General features: G+C 66.3%; 16 protein-coding genes. 9 read left to right on the top strand and 7 right to left on the bottom strand.

The window, feature by feature from the left end:
• Positions 1 to 2: 2 nt before the first annotated feature.
• Entirely contained in the window at positions 3 to 2765 is a 2763-nt protein-coding gene (locus tag WAB17_RS02170) for a valine--tRNA ligase (protein WP_435418405.1), read from the bottom strand.
• A 90-nt stretch (positions 2766 to 2855) separates the two neighbouring features.
• On the opposite strand from WAB17_RS02170, the gene WAB17_RS02165 reads away from it, so the two are divergent.
• From WAB17_RS02165 to WAB17_RS02150, 4 genes are read left to right on the top strand one after another with little or no spacing between them, the layout of a single operon-like run.
• Positions 2856 to 3968 (top strand): MlaE family ABC transporter permease, encoded by a 1113-nt coding sequence (locus WAB17_RS02165; protein ID WP_435418404.1) that lies wholly within the window; start codon positions 2856 to 2858, stop codon positions 3966 to 3968.
• Entirely contained in the window at positions 3965 to 4846 is an 882-nt protein-coding gene (locus tag WAB17_RS02160; protein WP_435418403.1) for an ABC transporter ATP-binding protein, read from the top strand. Before WAB17_RS02165 ends, WAB17_RS02160 begins: the two co-directional genes overlap by 4 nt.
• Positions 4847 to 4849: 3 nt before the next feature.
• Entirely contained in the window at positions 4850 to 5806 is a 957-nt protein-coding gene (locus WAB17_RS02155; protein ID WP_435418402.1) for an MlaD family protein, read from the top strand.
• Positions 5803 to 6384 (top strand): ABC-type transport auxiliary lipoprotein family protein, encoded by a 582-nt coding sequence (locus WAB17_RS02150; protein WP_435418401.1) that lies wholly within the window; start codon positions 5803 to 5805, stop codon positions 6382 to 6384. The genes WAB17_RS02155 and WAB17_RS02150 overlap by 4 nt, the downstream gene beginning before the upstream one ends.
• On the opposite strand, the gene WAB17_RS02145 is transcribed toward WAB17_RS02150, so the two are convergent.
• From WAB17_RS02145 to crcB, 6 genes are read right to left on the bottom strand one after another with little or no spacing between them, the layout of a single operon-like run.
• Positions 6385 to 7083 carry an ATP12 family chaperone protein gene (locus WAB17_RS02145; RefSeq protein WP_435418400.1) on the bottom strand — a complete coding sequence of 233 codons (699 nt, stop codon included), beginning with the start codon at positions 7081 to 7083 and terminating at the stop codon, positions 6385 to 6387.
• Positions 7080 to 7295: a hypothetical protein gene (locus WAB17_RS02140; protein ID WP_435418399.1), complete on the bottom strand. Its 216-nt coding sequence runs from the start codon at positions 7293 to 7295 to the stop codon at positions 7080 to 7082. Before WAB17_RS02140 ends, WAB17_RS02145 begins: the two co-directional genes overlap by 4 nt.
• Complete coding sequence (locus WAB17_RS02135) at positions 7288 to 7944, bottom strand: HAD-IA family hydrolase (protein WP_435419414.1); 657 nt, start codon at positions 7942 to 7944, stop codon at positions 7288 to 7290. The genes WAB17_RS02140 and WAB17_RS02135 overlap by 8 nt, the downstream gene beginning before the upstream one ends.
• A complete protein-coding gene (locus WAB17_RS02130; RefSeq protein ID WP_435418398.1) occupies positions 7935 to 8534 on the bottom strand; it encodes an FMN-binding negative transcriptional regulator in 600 nt (199 codons plus the stop codon). Before WAB17_RS02130 ends, WAB17_RS02135 begins: the two co-directional genes overlap by 10 nt.
• Complete coding sequence (locus WAB17_RS02125; protein WP_435418397.1) at positions 8534 to 9709, bottom strand: RluA family pseudouridine synthase; 1176 nt, start codon at positions 9707 to 9709, stop codon at positions 8534 to 8536. Before WAB17_RS02125 ends, WAB17_RS02130 begins: the two co-directional genes overlap by 1 nt.
• Positions 9706 to 10107: a fluoride efflux transporter CrcB gene (gene crcB, locus WAB17_RS02120; RefSeq protein ID WP_435419413.1), complete on the bottom strand. Its 402-nt coding sequence runs from the start codon at positions 10105 to 10107 to the stop codon at positions 9706 to 9708. Before crcB ends, WAB17_RS02125 begins: the two co-directional genes overlap by 4 nt.
• Positions 10108 to 10376: 269 nt before the next feature.
• Here crcB and rpsU point away from each other — a divergent pair, with 269 nt between their 5' ends.
• From rpsU to gatB, 5 genes are all read left to right on the top strand, one after another.
• On the top strand, positions 10377 to 10583 hold the full coding sequence (gene rpsU / locus WAB17_RS02115) for a 30S ribosomal protein S21 (protein ID WP_234091531.1): 207 nt from the start codon (positions 10377 to 10379) through the stop codon (positions 10581 to 10583).
• A gap of 107 nt (positions 10584 to 10690) precedes the next feature.
• Positions 10691 to 11284, top strand: a complete 594-nt coding sequence (locus WAB17_RS02110) for an FKBP-type peptidyl-prolyl cis-trans isomerase (RefSeq protein WP_435418396.1) — start codon at positions 10691 to 10693, stop codon at positions 11282 to 11284.
• 24 nt (positions 11285 to 11308) lie between these two features.
• On the top strand, positions 11309 to 11611 hold the full coding sequence (gatC, locus tag WAB17_RS02105) for an Asp-tRNA(Asn)/Glu-tRNA(Gln) amidotransferase subunit GatC (protein WP_435418395.1): 303 nt from the start codon (positions 11309 to 11311) through the stop codon (positions 11609 to 11611).
• Positions 11611 to 13095 (top strand): Asp-tRNA(Asn)/Glu-tRNA(Gln) amidotransferase subunit GatA, encoded by a 1485-nt coding sequence (gene gatA, locus WAB17_RS02100; RefSeq protein WP_435418394.1) that lies wholly within the window; start codon positions 11611 to 11613, stop codon positions 13093 to 13095. Before gatC ends, gatA begins: the two co-directional genes overlap by 1 nt.
• A complete protein-coding gene (gene gatB / locus WAB17_RS02095; RefSeq protein ID WP_435418393.1) occupies positions 13092 to 14591 on the top strand; it encodes an Asp-tRNA(Asn)/Glu-tRNA(Gln) amidotransferase subunit GatB in 1500 nt (499 codons plus the stop codon). The genes gatA and gatB overlap by 4 nt, the downstream gene beginning before the upstream one ends.
• Positions 14592 to 14693: the final 102 nt, after the last annotated feature.

Below are 14693 nucleotides of genomic sequence, written 5' to 3'. Positions count from 1 at the left end.
GTTCAGCCCAGCCGCGACAGCGCCGCTGTCAGCCGCTCGACCTCGCCCTGGTGGTAGGCGAGATCGGAGCGCGCCTTCTCGACGGCTTCGGGCTTGGCCTTTTCGGCGAAGGCGGGGTTCGACAGGCGGCCTTCGAGCGACTTGGCCTCTTTCTGCGAGGTCGCCAGCGCCTTTTCCAGCCGGGCCTTTTCAGCGGCAATATCGATGATTCCTTCGAGCGGGATCACGAACACATCCTCGCCAGCCGTAACCTGCATCGCCGGGCCGTCGGGCGCGTCGCCCATGGTTACCGGGGTCAGGCGGGCGAGCCGTTCGATGGCCGCCGCGCTGCGCTCGATTGTGCTGCGGGCGAGGTCCGAAGGGGCGGAGCAGAACGCCGCCAGCTTGGCACCGGGGGCGATGCCGAGTTCGTTCTTGGCGCTGCGGACATTGGTGGTCAGTTCGATCACCCAGTCGATCGCGTCGGTCGCGTCCTTGGAAACGCTGGCGCGCGGATTGGGCCACTTGGCGAGGATCAGCTCGTAGGGCCGCTCGCCCTGCGCGTGCCACAGCTCTTCGGTGATGAAGGGCATGAAGGGGTGCAGCATGACGAGGATCTGGTCGAGCGCCCATCCGGCGACGGCGCGGGTCTCTTGAATTGCGTGCCAATCCGCTGCCTGAGGTTCGCCTTCTCCAACGACATTGATTGGTCCGACAAAAACAGGCTTGATCAGCTCCAAGTACCAGTCGCAGAACCGGTCCCACACGAAGTGGTAGATCGTGTTCGCCGCCGCGTCGAAGCGCAGGTCGGCCATCGCCGCGTCGAGCGCTTCGACCGTCTGCTGGACTTCGCCGATGATCCACTGGTTGGCGGCAAGGCGCGCTTCGGGCGCGGCGATGGTGTCGCTCGCGCCGATGCCATTCGACTGGCAGAAACGGGTCGCGTTCCACAGCTTGGTGGCGAAGTTGCGGTATCCCTCGATCCGCTTCTCATCCATCTTGATGTCTCGGCCCTGGCTTTCCATCGCGCACATGAAGAAGCGCAGCGCATCGGCCCCGTACTGGTCGATCAGGCCCAATGGATCGACGACATTGCCCTTGGACTTGGACATCTTCTGGCCATCGGCTGCGCGCACGAGGCCGTGGAGGTAGAGCTTGTTCCACGGGCGTTCGCCCATGTTGAAGTACCCCGCCATCAGCATCCGCGCATCCCAGAAGAACAGGATGTCGAAGCCGCTGATCAGCAGGTCGTTGGGGTAGTGCTTTTCGAGCAGGTCGGTCCGCTCCGGCCAGCCGAGCGTGGCGAAGGGCCACAGGGCGGAGGAGAACCAGGTGTCGAGCACGTCCTCGTCGCGGGTCAGGGCGACGCCTTCGCCCGCCTGCGCCTGTGCCTCTTCCTCGGTCATGGCGACATAGACTGAACCGTCCTCGGCATACCAAGCCGGGATCCGGTGGCCCCACCACAACTGGCGCGAAACGCACCACGGCTGGATGTTCTCCATCCAGTTGAAGAAGGTCTTCTCCCACGTCTTGGGGACGATCTCGACTTCGCCGCTGCGGACCGCTTCGATCGGCTTCTTGGCCAGTTCCGCGGCGTTGACGTACCACTGGTCGGTCAGCCACGGCTCGATCACCACCCCGCCGCGGTCGCCGAAGGGCGTTGCGATCTGGCGCGGTTCAGCGTCGTGCTCGACGTCCTCGCCGTCCTTGTTCTTCGTGAGATGCGGGATGAGGAAGCCGAGTTCTTTCATCCGGCTTACGACCAGCTCGCGCGCGCCATCCACGCCATCGCGCCGGAAGCGGTGCAGGCCAATGAACTCCTCCGGCACCAGCCCGTCCGCCGTCTGGCAGACGTTCGCCTCGGCATCGAGCATGTTGAGCATCTCGCCGGGAGCGATCCCGGCGCGCTTGCCGACTTCGAAGTCGTTGAAGTCATGCCCCGGCGTGATCTTGACGCAGCCGCTGCCGAGTTCCGGATCGGCGTGCTCGTCCGCCACCACCTTGAAGCGGCGGCCGGTGATCGGCTGGACGATCTCCTTGCCGACCACGCTGGCGTAGCGTTCGTCGGTCGGGTGGACCGCCACCGCCATATCGGCCAGCATCGTTTCGGGCCGCGTGGTGGCGACGACGAGGTAATCCTTGCCCTCCGCCGTCGTGACTCCATCGGCCAGCGGATACTTGAAGTGCCAGAAGCCACCGGCGATCGTCTGCGTCTCGACCTCGAGATCGCTGATCGCGGTCTTCAGCTTCGGGTCCCAGTTCACCAGGCGTTTATCGCGGTAGATCAGCCCCTTGTTGTAGAGGTCGACGAACACCTTGAGCACCGCCTTGGTGAAGTGCTCGTCCATGGTGAACTGTTCGCGGCTCCAGTCCATTGAGCAGCCGAGGCGGCGCAGCTGGCGGGTAATGGTGCCGCCGCTCTCTTCCTTCCACTCCCACACCTTGGCGACGAAATCCTCGCGGGAATAGTTGGTGCGCTTGTCCTGCCGCTGCTCCAGCTGGCGCTCGACCACCATCTGCGTTGCGATCCCGGCATGGTCGGTGCCGACCACCCACAGCGCATCCTTGCCGCGCAGCCGCTCGTAACGGATCACGACGTCCTGCAGCGTGTTGTCGAGCGCGTGGCCGATATGCAGGCTGCCCGTCACGTTCGGCGGCGGGTTGACGATCGTAAACGGTTCGGCGTCGGGACGCTCGGGCCGGAACAGGCCTTTCTCTTCCCAATGCCGGTACCAACGCGCCTCGATTTCGGCGGGGTCGAACGTCTTTGCCAGTTCAGTCGTCATAGGGCGCGCCTTTGCCAGCGGGCGCGCTGCGGTGCAACATGGCGATTGCGCACTTGAGAAAACAGGCATTTGACCGCATAGCGTGGTCGGATGTCGCAAGGGGCAAGCTTTTCCCTGCAAGAGCAGGAAGATGGCACGAAAGTGCTGCGCCTGCACGGGTCATTCCTGGTGTCGACGATCGGCGCGATAGACCAGGATTTACGCAGCCTCGAAGGCGGCTTCGCGACGGTCGATCTCAGCGATGTGCGCGAAATCGACACCACAGGCGCCTATATCGCCTGCTCCGTCGCACGCCGGGCAGGCGCCGACATCGTCGGGGCGAAGGAGCGTGCCCAGCGCCTGCTGGCCGCCATCGACCAGAGCAGCGAGCATGTCAGCGTGTCGCCGCCGCGCCCGGGCCTGCTCGAGCGCGTCCCGCAGCGCATCGGCGAACTGGTCAGCGATTTCGGTCAGGGAATGGTCGGCGTGGTCGGGTTCCTCGGCCAGATCCTCCTCGCCCTGGCAGCCATCATCCGCCACCCGTCGCGGTTTCGCCTGCGCGCCACAGTGCGGCAGATGGAGCTGGTAGGGGTATCCGCCCTACCGATCGTCGGGCTGATGAGCTTCCTTATCGGGATCGTGATCGCGCAGCAGGGCGCGGTGCAGTTGCAGCAGTTCGGGGCGGAAACGCTCACTATCAATCTCGTCGGGCGCATCACCCTGCGCGAACTGGGTGTGCTGATGACCGCGATCATGGTCGCCGGCCGTTCCGGCAGCGCCTTTGCCGCGCAGATCGGCACGATGAAGCTGACCGAAGAAATCGACGCCATGCGCACCATCGGCATCTCGCCGATCGAGGCACTGGTCGTGCCGCGGGTGCTGGCCTGCACTTTCATGATGGTATTGCTGGGTTTCTACAGCGCGGTCGTGGCCATCGTCGGCGGCGCGGTGGTGGGCGACCTGCTGCTGGGCATCCCCTTCGTCACCTTCCTGGAACGGATCAAGGAAGTTGTGCCCACGTACGACCTGTGGGTCGGCCTGGTGAAGGCGCCGGTGTTCGGCCTGATCGTGGCGCTTGCGGGTTGTTATCACGGGATGCAGGTGAAGGGGAATTCGGAAGAGGTCGGCTTGCGCACTACCATGGCGGTGGTCACCGGCATCTTCGCCGTCATCGTCCTCGACGCGTTCTTCGCCGTGTTCTTCACCGAGGTGGGCTGGGGATGAGCGAGGAACTGACCCCCGAAGAAGCGGCCAAGGCCCACAAGCGGTTCCGCGGCGAGTTTCCCATTGTCGTCGAAGGGCTGGCCAACCGCTTCGGCGAGGCAGTGATCCACGAAGACCTGTCGCTGAAGGTCAGGCGCGGGGAAATCCTCGGCGTGGTCGGCGGCTCGGGCACCGGCAAGTCGGTCCTGATGCGGTCGATCATCGGCCTGCAGACCCCGGCGGCCGGCAATGTCGACGTGTTCGGCAAGTCCATCACGGCGGCCGAGCCGGAAGATTACCTCGGCGTCCAGAGCCGCTGGGGCGTGCTGTTCCAGGGCGGGGCGCTGTTCTCCACGCTGACGGTGGGGGAGAATGTGCAGGTTCCGCTTAAGCAGTTCTATCCCGATATCGAACCTGCCATGATGGCGGAGATCGCGCGCTTCAAAGTGCTCATGAGCGGGCTGCCGGAAGATGCGGTAATCAAGTTTCCGAGCGAACTGTCGGGCGGGATGAAGAAACGCGCCGGGCTCGCCCGGGCGCTGGCGCTCGATCCCGAACTGCTGTTTCTCGACGAGCCCACTGCCGGTCTCGATCCCATCGGGGCCGCCGCTTTCGACCACCTGACCCGCGAGTTGAAGGAAACGCTCGGCCTGACGGTGTTCCTCATCACCCACGACCTCGATACGCTCTACGAGATCTGCGACCGTGTGGCGGTGCTGGCCGACCGCAAGGTCGTGGCGGTGGGCACCATCCCCGAACTGCTCGAGACCGGCCACCCGTGGATCGAGGAGTATTTCAACGGGCCACGCGGCCGGGCGGCGCAGGCCAGCCAGGCGCGGGGCGCAGCGACGGCGGTCAAGGGCATGGACAATTCCCGCGGCAGCGGTTCAAAGGGATAAGCTATGGAAACGCGGGCAAATCATATCTGGGTCGGGGCGGTGACGCTGGCCTTGCTGGCGGCTCTGGCCATCTTCGTCGTCTGGCTGGGCCGCTGGAACGAAGGCAAGAGCCAGGAATACGATATCTTCTTCAAGCAGTCCGTCTCCGGCCTTGCCAAGGGATCGGAAGTGTCATTTGCCGGCGTGCCGGTCGGCCAGGTGACGGAAATCGTACTGGCCGAAGCGGACCCCGAATTTGTGCGCGTCCGGATCAAGGTGCAGGACGACGTGCCTGTGCTGGTCGGCACCACCGCCAGCATCCAGGCGAGCTTCACCGGCGTGTCCGCCATCCTGCTCGACGGTGCGCGCAAGGATGCGCCCAGGATCACCTGCGAAACCACCGCCTGCCCGGAAGGCAAGCCCGTCATTCCGCCGGGCCGCGGCGGCCTGGGCGAACTCGTCGCCAACGCCCCGCTGCTGCTCGAACGGCTGGCGACGCTGACCGAACGGCTGACGCTGGTTATGTCCGACGAGAACCAGGCCCAGCTGGCCGGCATATTGCGCAACACCAACGCCGTCAGCGCCGATCTTGCCGCCGCCTCGCCGCAGCTGGCAGGGACGATCCGCGAGATGGAGAACACCCTGCGCGAGGCTGGCGAGACGCTCGACGCCTTCGAGAAGGTGACCAATTCGACCGATGCTGTGATCAACCAGGAGGGCGGAGCCCTGGCGAAGGAACTGCGCGTCACACTCGCATCCGCCAGCACAGCGCTCAAGTCGCTCAGCCGTACGCTCGATTCCGCCGAGCCGGCGGCACGGACCTTCAACGAGGAAACCCTGCCGGCGGCCGAAGCCGCGCTCGCCGAACTGCGCGAGACCAGCAAGGCGCTCAGGGTCGTCACCGAGCGCCTCGAGAACGAGGGGGCGTCGAGCCTGCTCGGGTCCAAACCCCTTCCCGACTACGAACCGAAAGGCCAATGATGCGCCCGTTCCTTGTCCCGCTCGCCGCGCTTTGCCTGACCGGTTGTATCAGCCTCGGCAAGGAACCGCCGCCGGCCTTGCTGACCCTGACGCCGGCGACTGTGATCCCTGCCGGCAGCGGCACCAGCGGCAGCAACCAGTCGGCACTGACCGTGGTCGAGCCGGATGCACCCGCCGCGCTCTCCGTGACCCGCGTGCCGGTGCAGGTCGATGCTTCGACCGTCGCCTATCTCAAGGATGCGCAATGGGTCGAACGGCCGAGCCGCCTGTTCCGCCGTCTGCTGTCGGAAACCATCGCCGCCAAGAGCGGGCGCGTGGTGGTCGACGGACTCGATCCGACCATCAAGACCGGGCAGCGCCTGCGCGGACGGTTGCTCGATTTCGGTTATGACGCAACGACATCGTCAGCCGTCGTGCGGTTCGAGGCGATCCGCGACGGGGCCGACGGTTCCGTGGTGACGCGGCGGTTCGAAAGCATTGTGCCGGGCGTTGCGGCCGAGGCCGTCCCGGTGGGCGATGCGCTCAACAGGGCTGCTAACGATGTTGCGACGCAGGTCGCCGACTGGATCGGCGGCTAGTCAGCCTGCCCGCGCTGCACGGGCGAATTCCATTGCCCGGGTGAAGTCTGCCAGCCGCCGGGTCCGCCGCGCCGTTGCCTCCGCATCCTCGCCCCACAGCTCGATCTGCCAGTCCTCCTCGAGATTGGCGGCGTTCCACAGGTCTCCGGCGTCAGCCTCATCCTCCAGCCCGGCGAGGCCGATCACGAGCGATGCGGAAAGCGACGTCAGAGTGAACAGGGCGGCCAGCAACAGCGGGTCGAGCGTGCGGAGCTTCGCCTCCAGCGCTTGCAGCGTCGCGGCCGGCTGCGGTCGGTGGAGGACGCCGCTGGCGCGTTCGACCCGCACGCCTTCGCGCTGCTCGAACGCGGTGACGAGGGGTTCCCACATCTCCAGCTGGCGGCGATAGAGCGCCTCGTCGGGATCGGCGCGATAGCACAGCGTGTCGGTGTCCATGAAACCGATCAGCTTTGCGACGACATCGTCTTCGCCGCTGGCAATCATGTCGATGGCATAATCGGCCATGTCGCGGTGGGGGAAAAGCAAGGGATCGACGTGCTCCCCTTGCGCTGACCACTCGCCCGCCAGCAGGTCGGCCAAATCGCGGCTCGGCACGACTTGCGCCCGGTTGCCCTGCGTCTTGAGCGGCCGCCCGTCGAGCGAGACCTGCCAGCCGCCTTCGACGGCGACCGGCTCGGCTGTTTTCCAGAAACGTTTCATCGGTCCTTGCTGCGCCATTGGCGCGACACGATATTGGGGACGAGGAACAGGTCGAGCGCACCCACGACCAGCAGCACGTAACCCACCGCCGGGATATCGATCAGCCGCCCGGAAATGATGATGGCGCCGAGCAGCGCCAGGACAGCGCCGCTCAGCCGGATTGCCTGCAGCACCATGAACCGCTTGCGGGCCAGGGCTTCGGCTTCATCCATCGATCATCTCCCCCAGTTCCTCAGGCGTCGCGGCGACTGCCTCGGCGCCCGCCGCCAGCAGCGCGTCGATCGGGTGGTAGCCCCAGGCAACCCCGATCGCACGCGTGCCCGCCGCAAGACCCATCTCGATGTCGTAGACCGTGTCGCCGATCATCACCGTCTGCTCCGGCACGGCGCCGGATTCTTCCATGGCCACCTGCAGCATGGCCGGGTGCGGCTTCGACGGATGGAGATCGGCGCCCTGCAGGCTGGCGAACCGGCCGAGCAGGCCGTGTTCGGTGAGACAAAGGTTGAGCCCGCGATTGGACTTGCCCGTCGCCACCGCCAGCGACCACTGCGCGGCCTGCAACCGGTCGAGCAGCGGCACGATCCCTTCGAACAGCGGTTCGGCCACCATGCCGCGTTCGCGTGCGGCGCGGAATTCGGCCTTGTAGGCCTCGACCGCGTAGGCGACCTGTCCGTCGGTCGCGTCTAGGGCAAGCTGGCGGATTGCCACCGGCAGGCTGAGGCCGACGATGTGCCGCACCTCCCGCCGGTCGGGCGCCGGCAGGCCAGCAGCAGCAAAGGCCGCCTCCATCGCATCGCAGACAGGGGCCTGGCCGTCGACCAGCGTGCCGTCGCAATCGAAGACCGCCAGTTTCACGGTAATGCCTCGCGCATCATCGCGGCGAGCGGTTCGTTGCCGTTGGCCGCGTGCCGCTCGGCGATCCGCTCCCGCTCGGGTCGGGATCTCTTCTGCGACAGCTTCAGGGTAGGGCGCCAGTGCTCGATCGTCAGTTCGAACCCGACGATGGCGGCGGCGAGCTTGTCCCACATCGGTTGCGGGGTTTCCTCGGCGGTCCATTTGTCACCGGCGAGCCGGTTCTCGTTTTCCTCTATCGAGCGATAGAGCAAGTCCTCCAGCTCTTCATGGCCCAGCTGACGGACAATGCCTTCAAGCTCCAGCGCGACGTAATCCCATGTCGGCACGGTCGCCCGATCATCGTACCATCGCGGGCTGACGTAGCCGTCGGGGCCATTGACGACCAACAGCGCCCGCGCCCCGTCGAGATGGCGGGTCAGGGCGTTGCTCCTGGCAAGATGGAATCGCAACCGGTCCTCTCCGGCGCGCAGCAGCGGCATATGCGCTACGCGCGGCCCATCGGGTGTGGTCAGGAATACCATCCCGAAGCCGACCCGGTCGATCAGGGCGCCGAGCCATTGCCTGTCTTCGCTCCGGAACAGCGGGTTGGGATGCATCAGCGCTTCGCTTTGGGCTTCCCGCCCTTCTTGGCGGGGGAAGGCTTGCCCAGGCTCTTCTTGCCGAGCTTTTTCTTCGGCGCGTCGCCACCGCGGGAACGGCGCGGGGCGCGGGCTTCCTTGCGGGCCTGCTTGAAATGGCGCTTGGCTGCGAGCTTCTTTTCCGCCGGGGTGCGTTCGGTCACGTCCTCCCGCAGCGGCTTGGCCTTGCTCAGAGAAGGATCAAAACCGAGCTGTTCCATCGATTCGGCGAAATGCACCGGCAGGTCGGCGGTGACGTCGAGCTTGCCGCCTTCCGGCTGGGCGATCAGCAGGCGGCGGGCGTGCAGGTGCATCTTGCGGCTGATGCTGCCGGTCAGGAAGGCATCCTGCCCGCCGTACTTGCCATCGCCGACGATCGGGTGGCCCATCGCCGCCATGTGGACGCGCAGCTGGTGGGTACGGCCCGTCATCGGCTCCAGCTCGACCCAGGCGGCGCGGTTGCCGGCCCGTTCGACCACTCGGTAGCGGGTCTTGGCCGGCTGGCCGTTCTCGTGGTCGACATGCATCTTCTCGCCGCCGGTGCCCGGCTGCTTGGCCAGCGGCGCGTCGATCTCGCCTTCGTGGACTTCGGGCACACCGACCACCAGCGCCCAGTAGATCTTCTTGGCCGACCGGCCGGAGAAACGCTTCGAATAGGACGCCGCGCTGCCCGGGGTGCGGGCGATGAGCAGCACGCCGGACGTGTCCTTGTCGAGACGGTGGACGAGGCGGGGGCGCGGCTCTTCGCCTTCCACGAAGGCATCGAGCAAACCGTCGACATGGCGGTTGGTCTTCGTCCCGCCCTGCGTGGCGAGGCCGGGCGGTTTGTTGAGCACGATGGCGCTCTTGGTCTGTTTGATGACCATGGCCCGCGCTTCGGCGACCTGCTCCGGCGTAAGGCTGCGCGCAACGGGGGCCTTGCGGTCCGGATCCTCGCCGCCGGGCGGGATGCGCAGCACCTGCCCAGTCTCGAGCCGGTCCTCGGGCCGCACGCGCTTGCCGTCGACCCGCAGCTGGCCGGTGCGGGCCCAGCGGCTGACCGTGCCGAAGCCGACCTGCGGCAAGTGCCGCTTGAACCAGCGGTCCACCCGGACGCCGGCGTCGTCCTCGCCGACGATGAACTGGCGGATGGCGGAAGGCTCGGACCCGCTCATCCGGCGATCCGCATCACGGTCATGCCGAACAGCAGGCCGGTCACGCCCAGCGATACCGAAAGGATCGCGTAGAGCGCCGCAATGGTGAACTGTCCGCGCTGCATCAGCAGCACCAGCTCGAGGCTGAAGGCACTGAAAGTGGTAAAGCCGCCGAGGATGCCGGTTCCCAGCAACAGGCGCATCTGCTCGCCGCCTGCCGGCGATGTCCTGACCAACCAGCCGGCCAGGAGGCCCATCAGCACGCTGCCGATCGCGTTGACGGCGAGCGTTGCCCACGGGAAGACCGCCATGGCCGGGGCGCCCAGCCAGCCGGTCATCCACCGTCCGGTCTGGTAACGAAGGACGGCACCGATGGCGCCGCCGAGAGCGACATTTAGGGCGGCGTAAAGGGGGGGCATCGTGCTCACGCCGTGGCCTTAGACGCAGGGCACCATGCTCGCCAAGCGGCAAGTTGCACTGCGGCAAGTCGCTTTGCGTGTTGCCGCAGTGCCACAACACCCCGTCGGCAATCTCCGTCTCACGGCTTGCCAGAGCATGGCCTATTGTGTAGGGGCGCCACGTGTTCGGCCGGCCGCTCTGCGGATTCGGCGTGATTCTAATTGGAAATTTGCGGTGCAACCCGCCATCCGGCGCGGGCTCTCCCCATTGGTACGAGGTGACGAGTTTTATGCAAATCATGGTTCGCGATAACAATGTCGACCAGGCTCTCCGCGCGCTCAAGAAGAAGCTGCAGCGCGAGGGGGTGTATCGCGAAATGAAGCTGCGCCGCCACTTCGAAAAGCCGAGCGAGAAGCGCGCCCGTGAAAAGGCCGCCGCTGTCCGCCGCGCCCGCAAGATGGAGCGCAAGCGGATGGAGCGTGACGGCATCAAGTAAGCCGACCCGCATTTCTTTGCCTCGCCCCGCTTGAAGTGGCGGCAGGCTTACGCCAAAGGGCGCGGGAGGATATTCTTCCGCGCCCTTCGCTTTTTGCAGGATACACCATGACCGAAGTTACCCGCGTTCCGATCCAGCCCGTCGCCAAGGGTTCGCTGACCAAGCTGTGGGTCGGTGTCGTCGCTGCCGCGCTGGCCGGGGCAGGCATCGCCTGGGCTGCGGTTCCCGAAGGGATCGATGTCGACGTCATCACCGAAGGAACCGGTGGCAGCCCCGAGGTCGGCGATGTGGTGTTCGTGAAATATGTCGGCAAGCTGGCCAACGGGACCGAATTCGACCGCTCGCGCCCGCTGCCCATCCCGCCCGGAATCTTCCCCGAAGGCACGCCCATGCTGCTCGAGCCGGGCCAGCAGATCGAAGGCTTCTTCCAGGGCCTGCAGCAGATGGAGAAGGGCGGCAAGTACCGGCTCGAAATCCCGGCCGCGCTCGGCTATGGCGAAGTCTCCCCCGGCCCCGCCATTCCGGCCAATTCCGATCTCGTCTTCGAGGTCGAGATGGTCGATTTCATGAGCCGCGAGGATGCCGACGCGAAGATGCGCGCGCTGGAGCAGGCCATGCAGGCGGCCCAGGGTGCGCAAGGCGGGCCCCAGGGCGGTGCCGCTCCCGCCCCGGCTCCGGAACCGGCGACCCCTTCGAACTGACAAACCTCTAGCGACGAGACACCCATGTCCGTGGACAAGGCAACCGTGGCCAAGATCGCCTCACTGGCGCGCATCGAGATGGACGATGCCGCGCTGGAGCGGATGGTCCCCGAACTCAACAAGATCCTCGGCTTCGTCGAGCAGCTCGGCGAAGTCGACTGCACGGGTATCGAGCCGATGACCGCCGTCATCCCCAACACGCTGCGGCTGCGCGACGACGTGGTCGATGCCGATCCGCTGACCGGCGGCGGCGTGCGCGACAAGGTGCTGGCCAATGCGCCTGCAGCCGAACACGGCTTCTTCGGCGTGCCCAAGGTGATCGAGTAATGAGCGATCTTGTCGAACTCGGCGTCGCCGAAATCCGCGATGGCGTCGCGGCAGGCACCTTCACCGCACGCGAAGTGGCGGAAGCCTTCAACGCGCAGGTCGCCGCCGCCAGCCAGCTCAACGCCTTCATCGTCACCACGCCGGAAAAGGCGCTCGAAGCCGCCGACGCGGTCGATGCCGCCCGCGCGAAGGGCGAGCCGCTCGGCAAGATGGCCGGCGTGCCCATCGGCATGAAGGACCTGTTCGCCACCGAAGGCGTCCAGACCACCGCCGCCAGCCACATCCTCGAAGGCTTCGTGCCGCAGTACGAATCCACCGTCAGCGCCAACCTCTGGCGCGCCGGGGCGGGGATGTTGGGCAAGCTCAACATGGACCAGTTCGCCATGGGTTCGTCCAACGAGACGAGCTATTTCGGCAATGTGCTGAGCCCGTGGAAGAAGCCGGGCAGCAATGCTCCGCTGACCCCGGGCGGTTCTTCTGGCGGCTCCAGCGCGGCCATCGCCGCACGGCTGTGCCCGGCAGCAACCGGGACCGACACCGGCGGTTCGATCCGCCAGCCTGCCGCGATCACCGGCACCACCGGGATCAAGCCGACCTATGGCCGCTGCAGCCGCTGGGGCGTGGTCGCCTTCGCCAGCAGCCTCGACCAGGCCGGGCCAATGGCGCGCAGCGTCAAGGATTGCGCGATCATGCTGGAGGCAATGGCCGGATTCGATCCCAAGGATGCGACCAGCCTCGACATGCCTGTGCCCGAATGGGAAGCGAATCTTTCCGCCGACTTGCGCGGCAAGAAGATCGGCATCCCGCGCGAATACCGCATGGACGGCACGCCGCAGGATATCCTCGACAGCTGGGACAATGGCGCCCGCTGGCTCAAGGACGCCGGGGCCGAGATCGTCGACATCAGCCTGCCGCACACCAAGTACGCGCTGCCGGCCTATTACATCATCGCCCCGGCCGAGGCGTCGTCCAACCTCGCCCGCTATGACGGGGTGCGATACGGGCTGCGCGACCTGCCGGAAAAGGCCGGATTGCAGGATATGTACGCCGCGACCCGCGCCGAAGGTTTCGGTGACGAGGTCAAGCGCCGCATCCTCATCGGCACCTATGTGCTCAGCGCCGGCTTCTATGACGCCTATTACAACCAGGCGCAAAAGGTCCGCGCGCTGGTCGCCCGCGACTTCGAACGCGCCTGGGCGGACTGCGACCTGATCCTCGCCCCGACGACGCCGAACGCGGCGTTCGCGCTCGGCGAGATGCAGGCCGATCCGCTCGCCATGTATCTCAACGACGTCTTCGCCGTGCCGGCCAGCCTCGCCGGCCTGCCCGCGATGAGCGTGCCCGCCGGCCTCGACAGCAACGGCCTGCCCCTGGGCCTACAGCTGGTCGGCAAGCCGTTCGACGAGCAGGGCGTGCTCGATGCCGGCCTCGCCATCGAGCAGCGCAACGGTTTTACCGCCAAGCCGGAGAAGTGGTGGGCATGAGCACATATCGCATCCAGGGCGCCACCGGCGAATGGGAGGTCGTGATCGGCCTCGAGGTCCACGCGCAGGTCACTTCCAACGCCAAGCTGTTCAGCGGCGCAGCCACCGCCTTCGGGGCCGAGCCGAACACCCAAGTGTCGCTGGTCGACGCGGCCATGCCCGGCATGCTGCCTGTGCCCAACCGCGAATGCATCCGCCAGGCGGTGCGCACCGGCATGGCGATCGAGGCGCAGATCAACAAGTGGAGCCGGTTCGACCGCAAGAACTACTTCTACGCCGACCTGCCGCAGGGCTACCAGATCAGCCAGCTCTATCACCCGCTGGTGGGCGAGGGCGCGCTGACCATCGAGGCCGACGAGAAGGCCGGCATCCCGGAAGACAAGGTCATCGGCATCGAACGCATCCATGTCGAGCAGGACGCGGGCAAGCTGATGCACGACCAGCACCCGACCATGTCCTATGTCGATCTCAATCGTTCGGGCGTCGCGCTGATGGAAATCGTCAGCCGCCCGGACATGCGCTCGCCGGCAGAGGCCGGGGCCTATGTGCGCAAGCTGCGCTCGATCCTGCGCTATGTCGGTTCGTGCGACGGGAACATGGAAGAAGGTTCGATGCGCGCCGACGTCAACGTCAGCGTGCGCCGTCCGGGCGAGGAATTCGGCACCCGGACCGAGACCAAGAACGTCAACTCGGTGCGCTTCGTCATGCAGGTGATCGAGTACGAGGCCAACCGCCAGGTCGACCTCATCGAAAGTGGCGGCGCGGTGGAGCAGGAAACCCGCCTGTTCGACCCCGGCACCGGGACCACGCGGACCATGCGCAGCAAGGAAGACGCGCACGATTACCGCTACTTCCCCGATCCCGACCTGCTGCCGCTGGAGCTTGACGACAGCTTCCTCGACGAATGCCGGGCGTCCTTGCCCGAGCTGCCCGATGCCAAGCGTGCTCGCTATGTCGGCGAGCTGGGGCTGAGCGAATACAACGCCCGCGAACTGACTGCCGAAGTCGAGACTTTCGCCCGCTTCGAAACGCTGCTGGGCGCAACTGCCAGCGCCATCGGCAAGGGCGAGGCTGCGGTCGCGACGCAGGTCGCGAACTGGGCGCTTTCGGTCGCGCCGGGCGTAATGAATTCGGTCGGTGACGAAGGCAACGCCGCCCATGCCACCGCCGAGGCGCAGGCCGCCATCCTCGCCATGCAGGACAAGGGCGAGATCAGCGGCGGCCAGGCCAAGGAAATCTTCGAGATCGTCCTCAGGACCGGCCGCGCCCCGGCCGAGATCGCCGAGACCGAGGGGCTGAAGCAGCTCAGCGATACGGGCGCGATCGAGGCGGTGATCGACGAAGTGCTGGCGAACAACCAGGACAAGGTCGCGGAATACCGCGGCGGCAAGGACAAGCTGTTCGGCTTCTTCGTCGGCCAGACGATGAAGGCGCTGCAGGGCAAGGGCAATCCCGGCGTGGTCAACCAGATCCTGAAGGACAAGCTGGACGGCTAGGCCGGCCATACGCCGCCCGGACCCCGGCTTGCCGGGATTGCGCATTGCGCGGAATGGTTTACCTGATGGTTCCTGGCCCAAGGGCCGGGGGATCTAAGGGGA

The sequence above is a fragment of the Parerythrobacter aurantius genome (assembly GCF_045291475.1).
Taxonomy (GTDB): domain Bacteria; phylum Pseudomonadota; class Alphaproteobacteria; order Sphingomonadales; family Sphingomonadaceae; genus Parerythrobacter; species Parerythrobacter aurantius.
The sequence above is the reverse complement of the archived record's forward strand: the minus strand, read 5'-3'. Positions and strand labels throughout refer to the sequence as shown.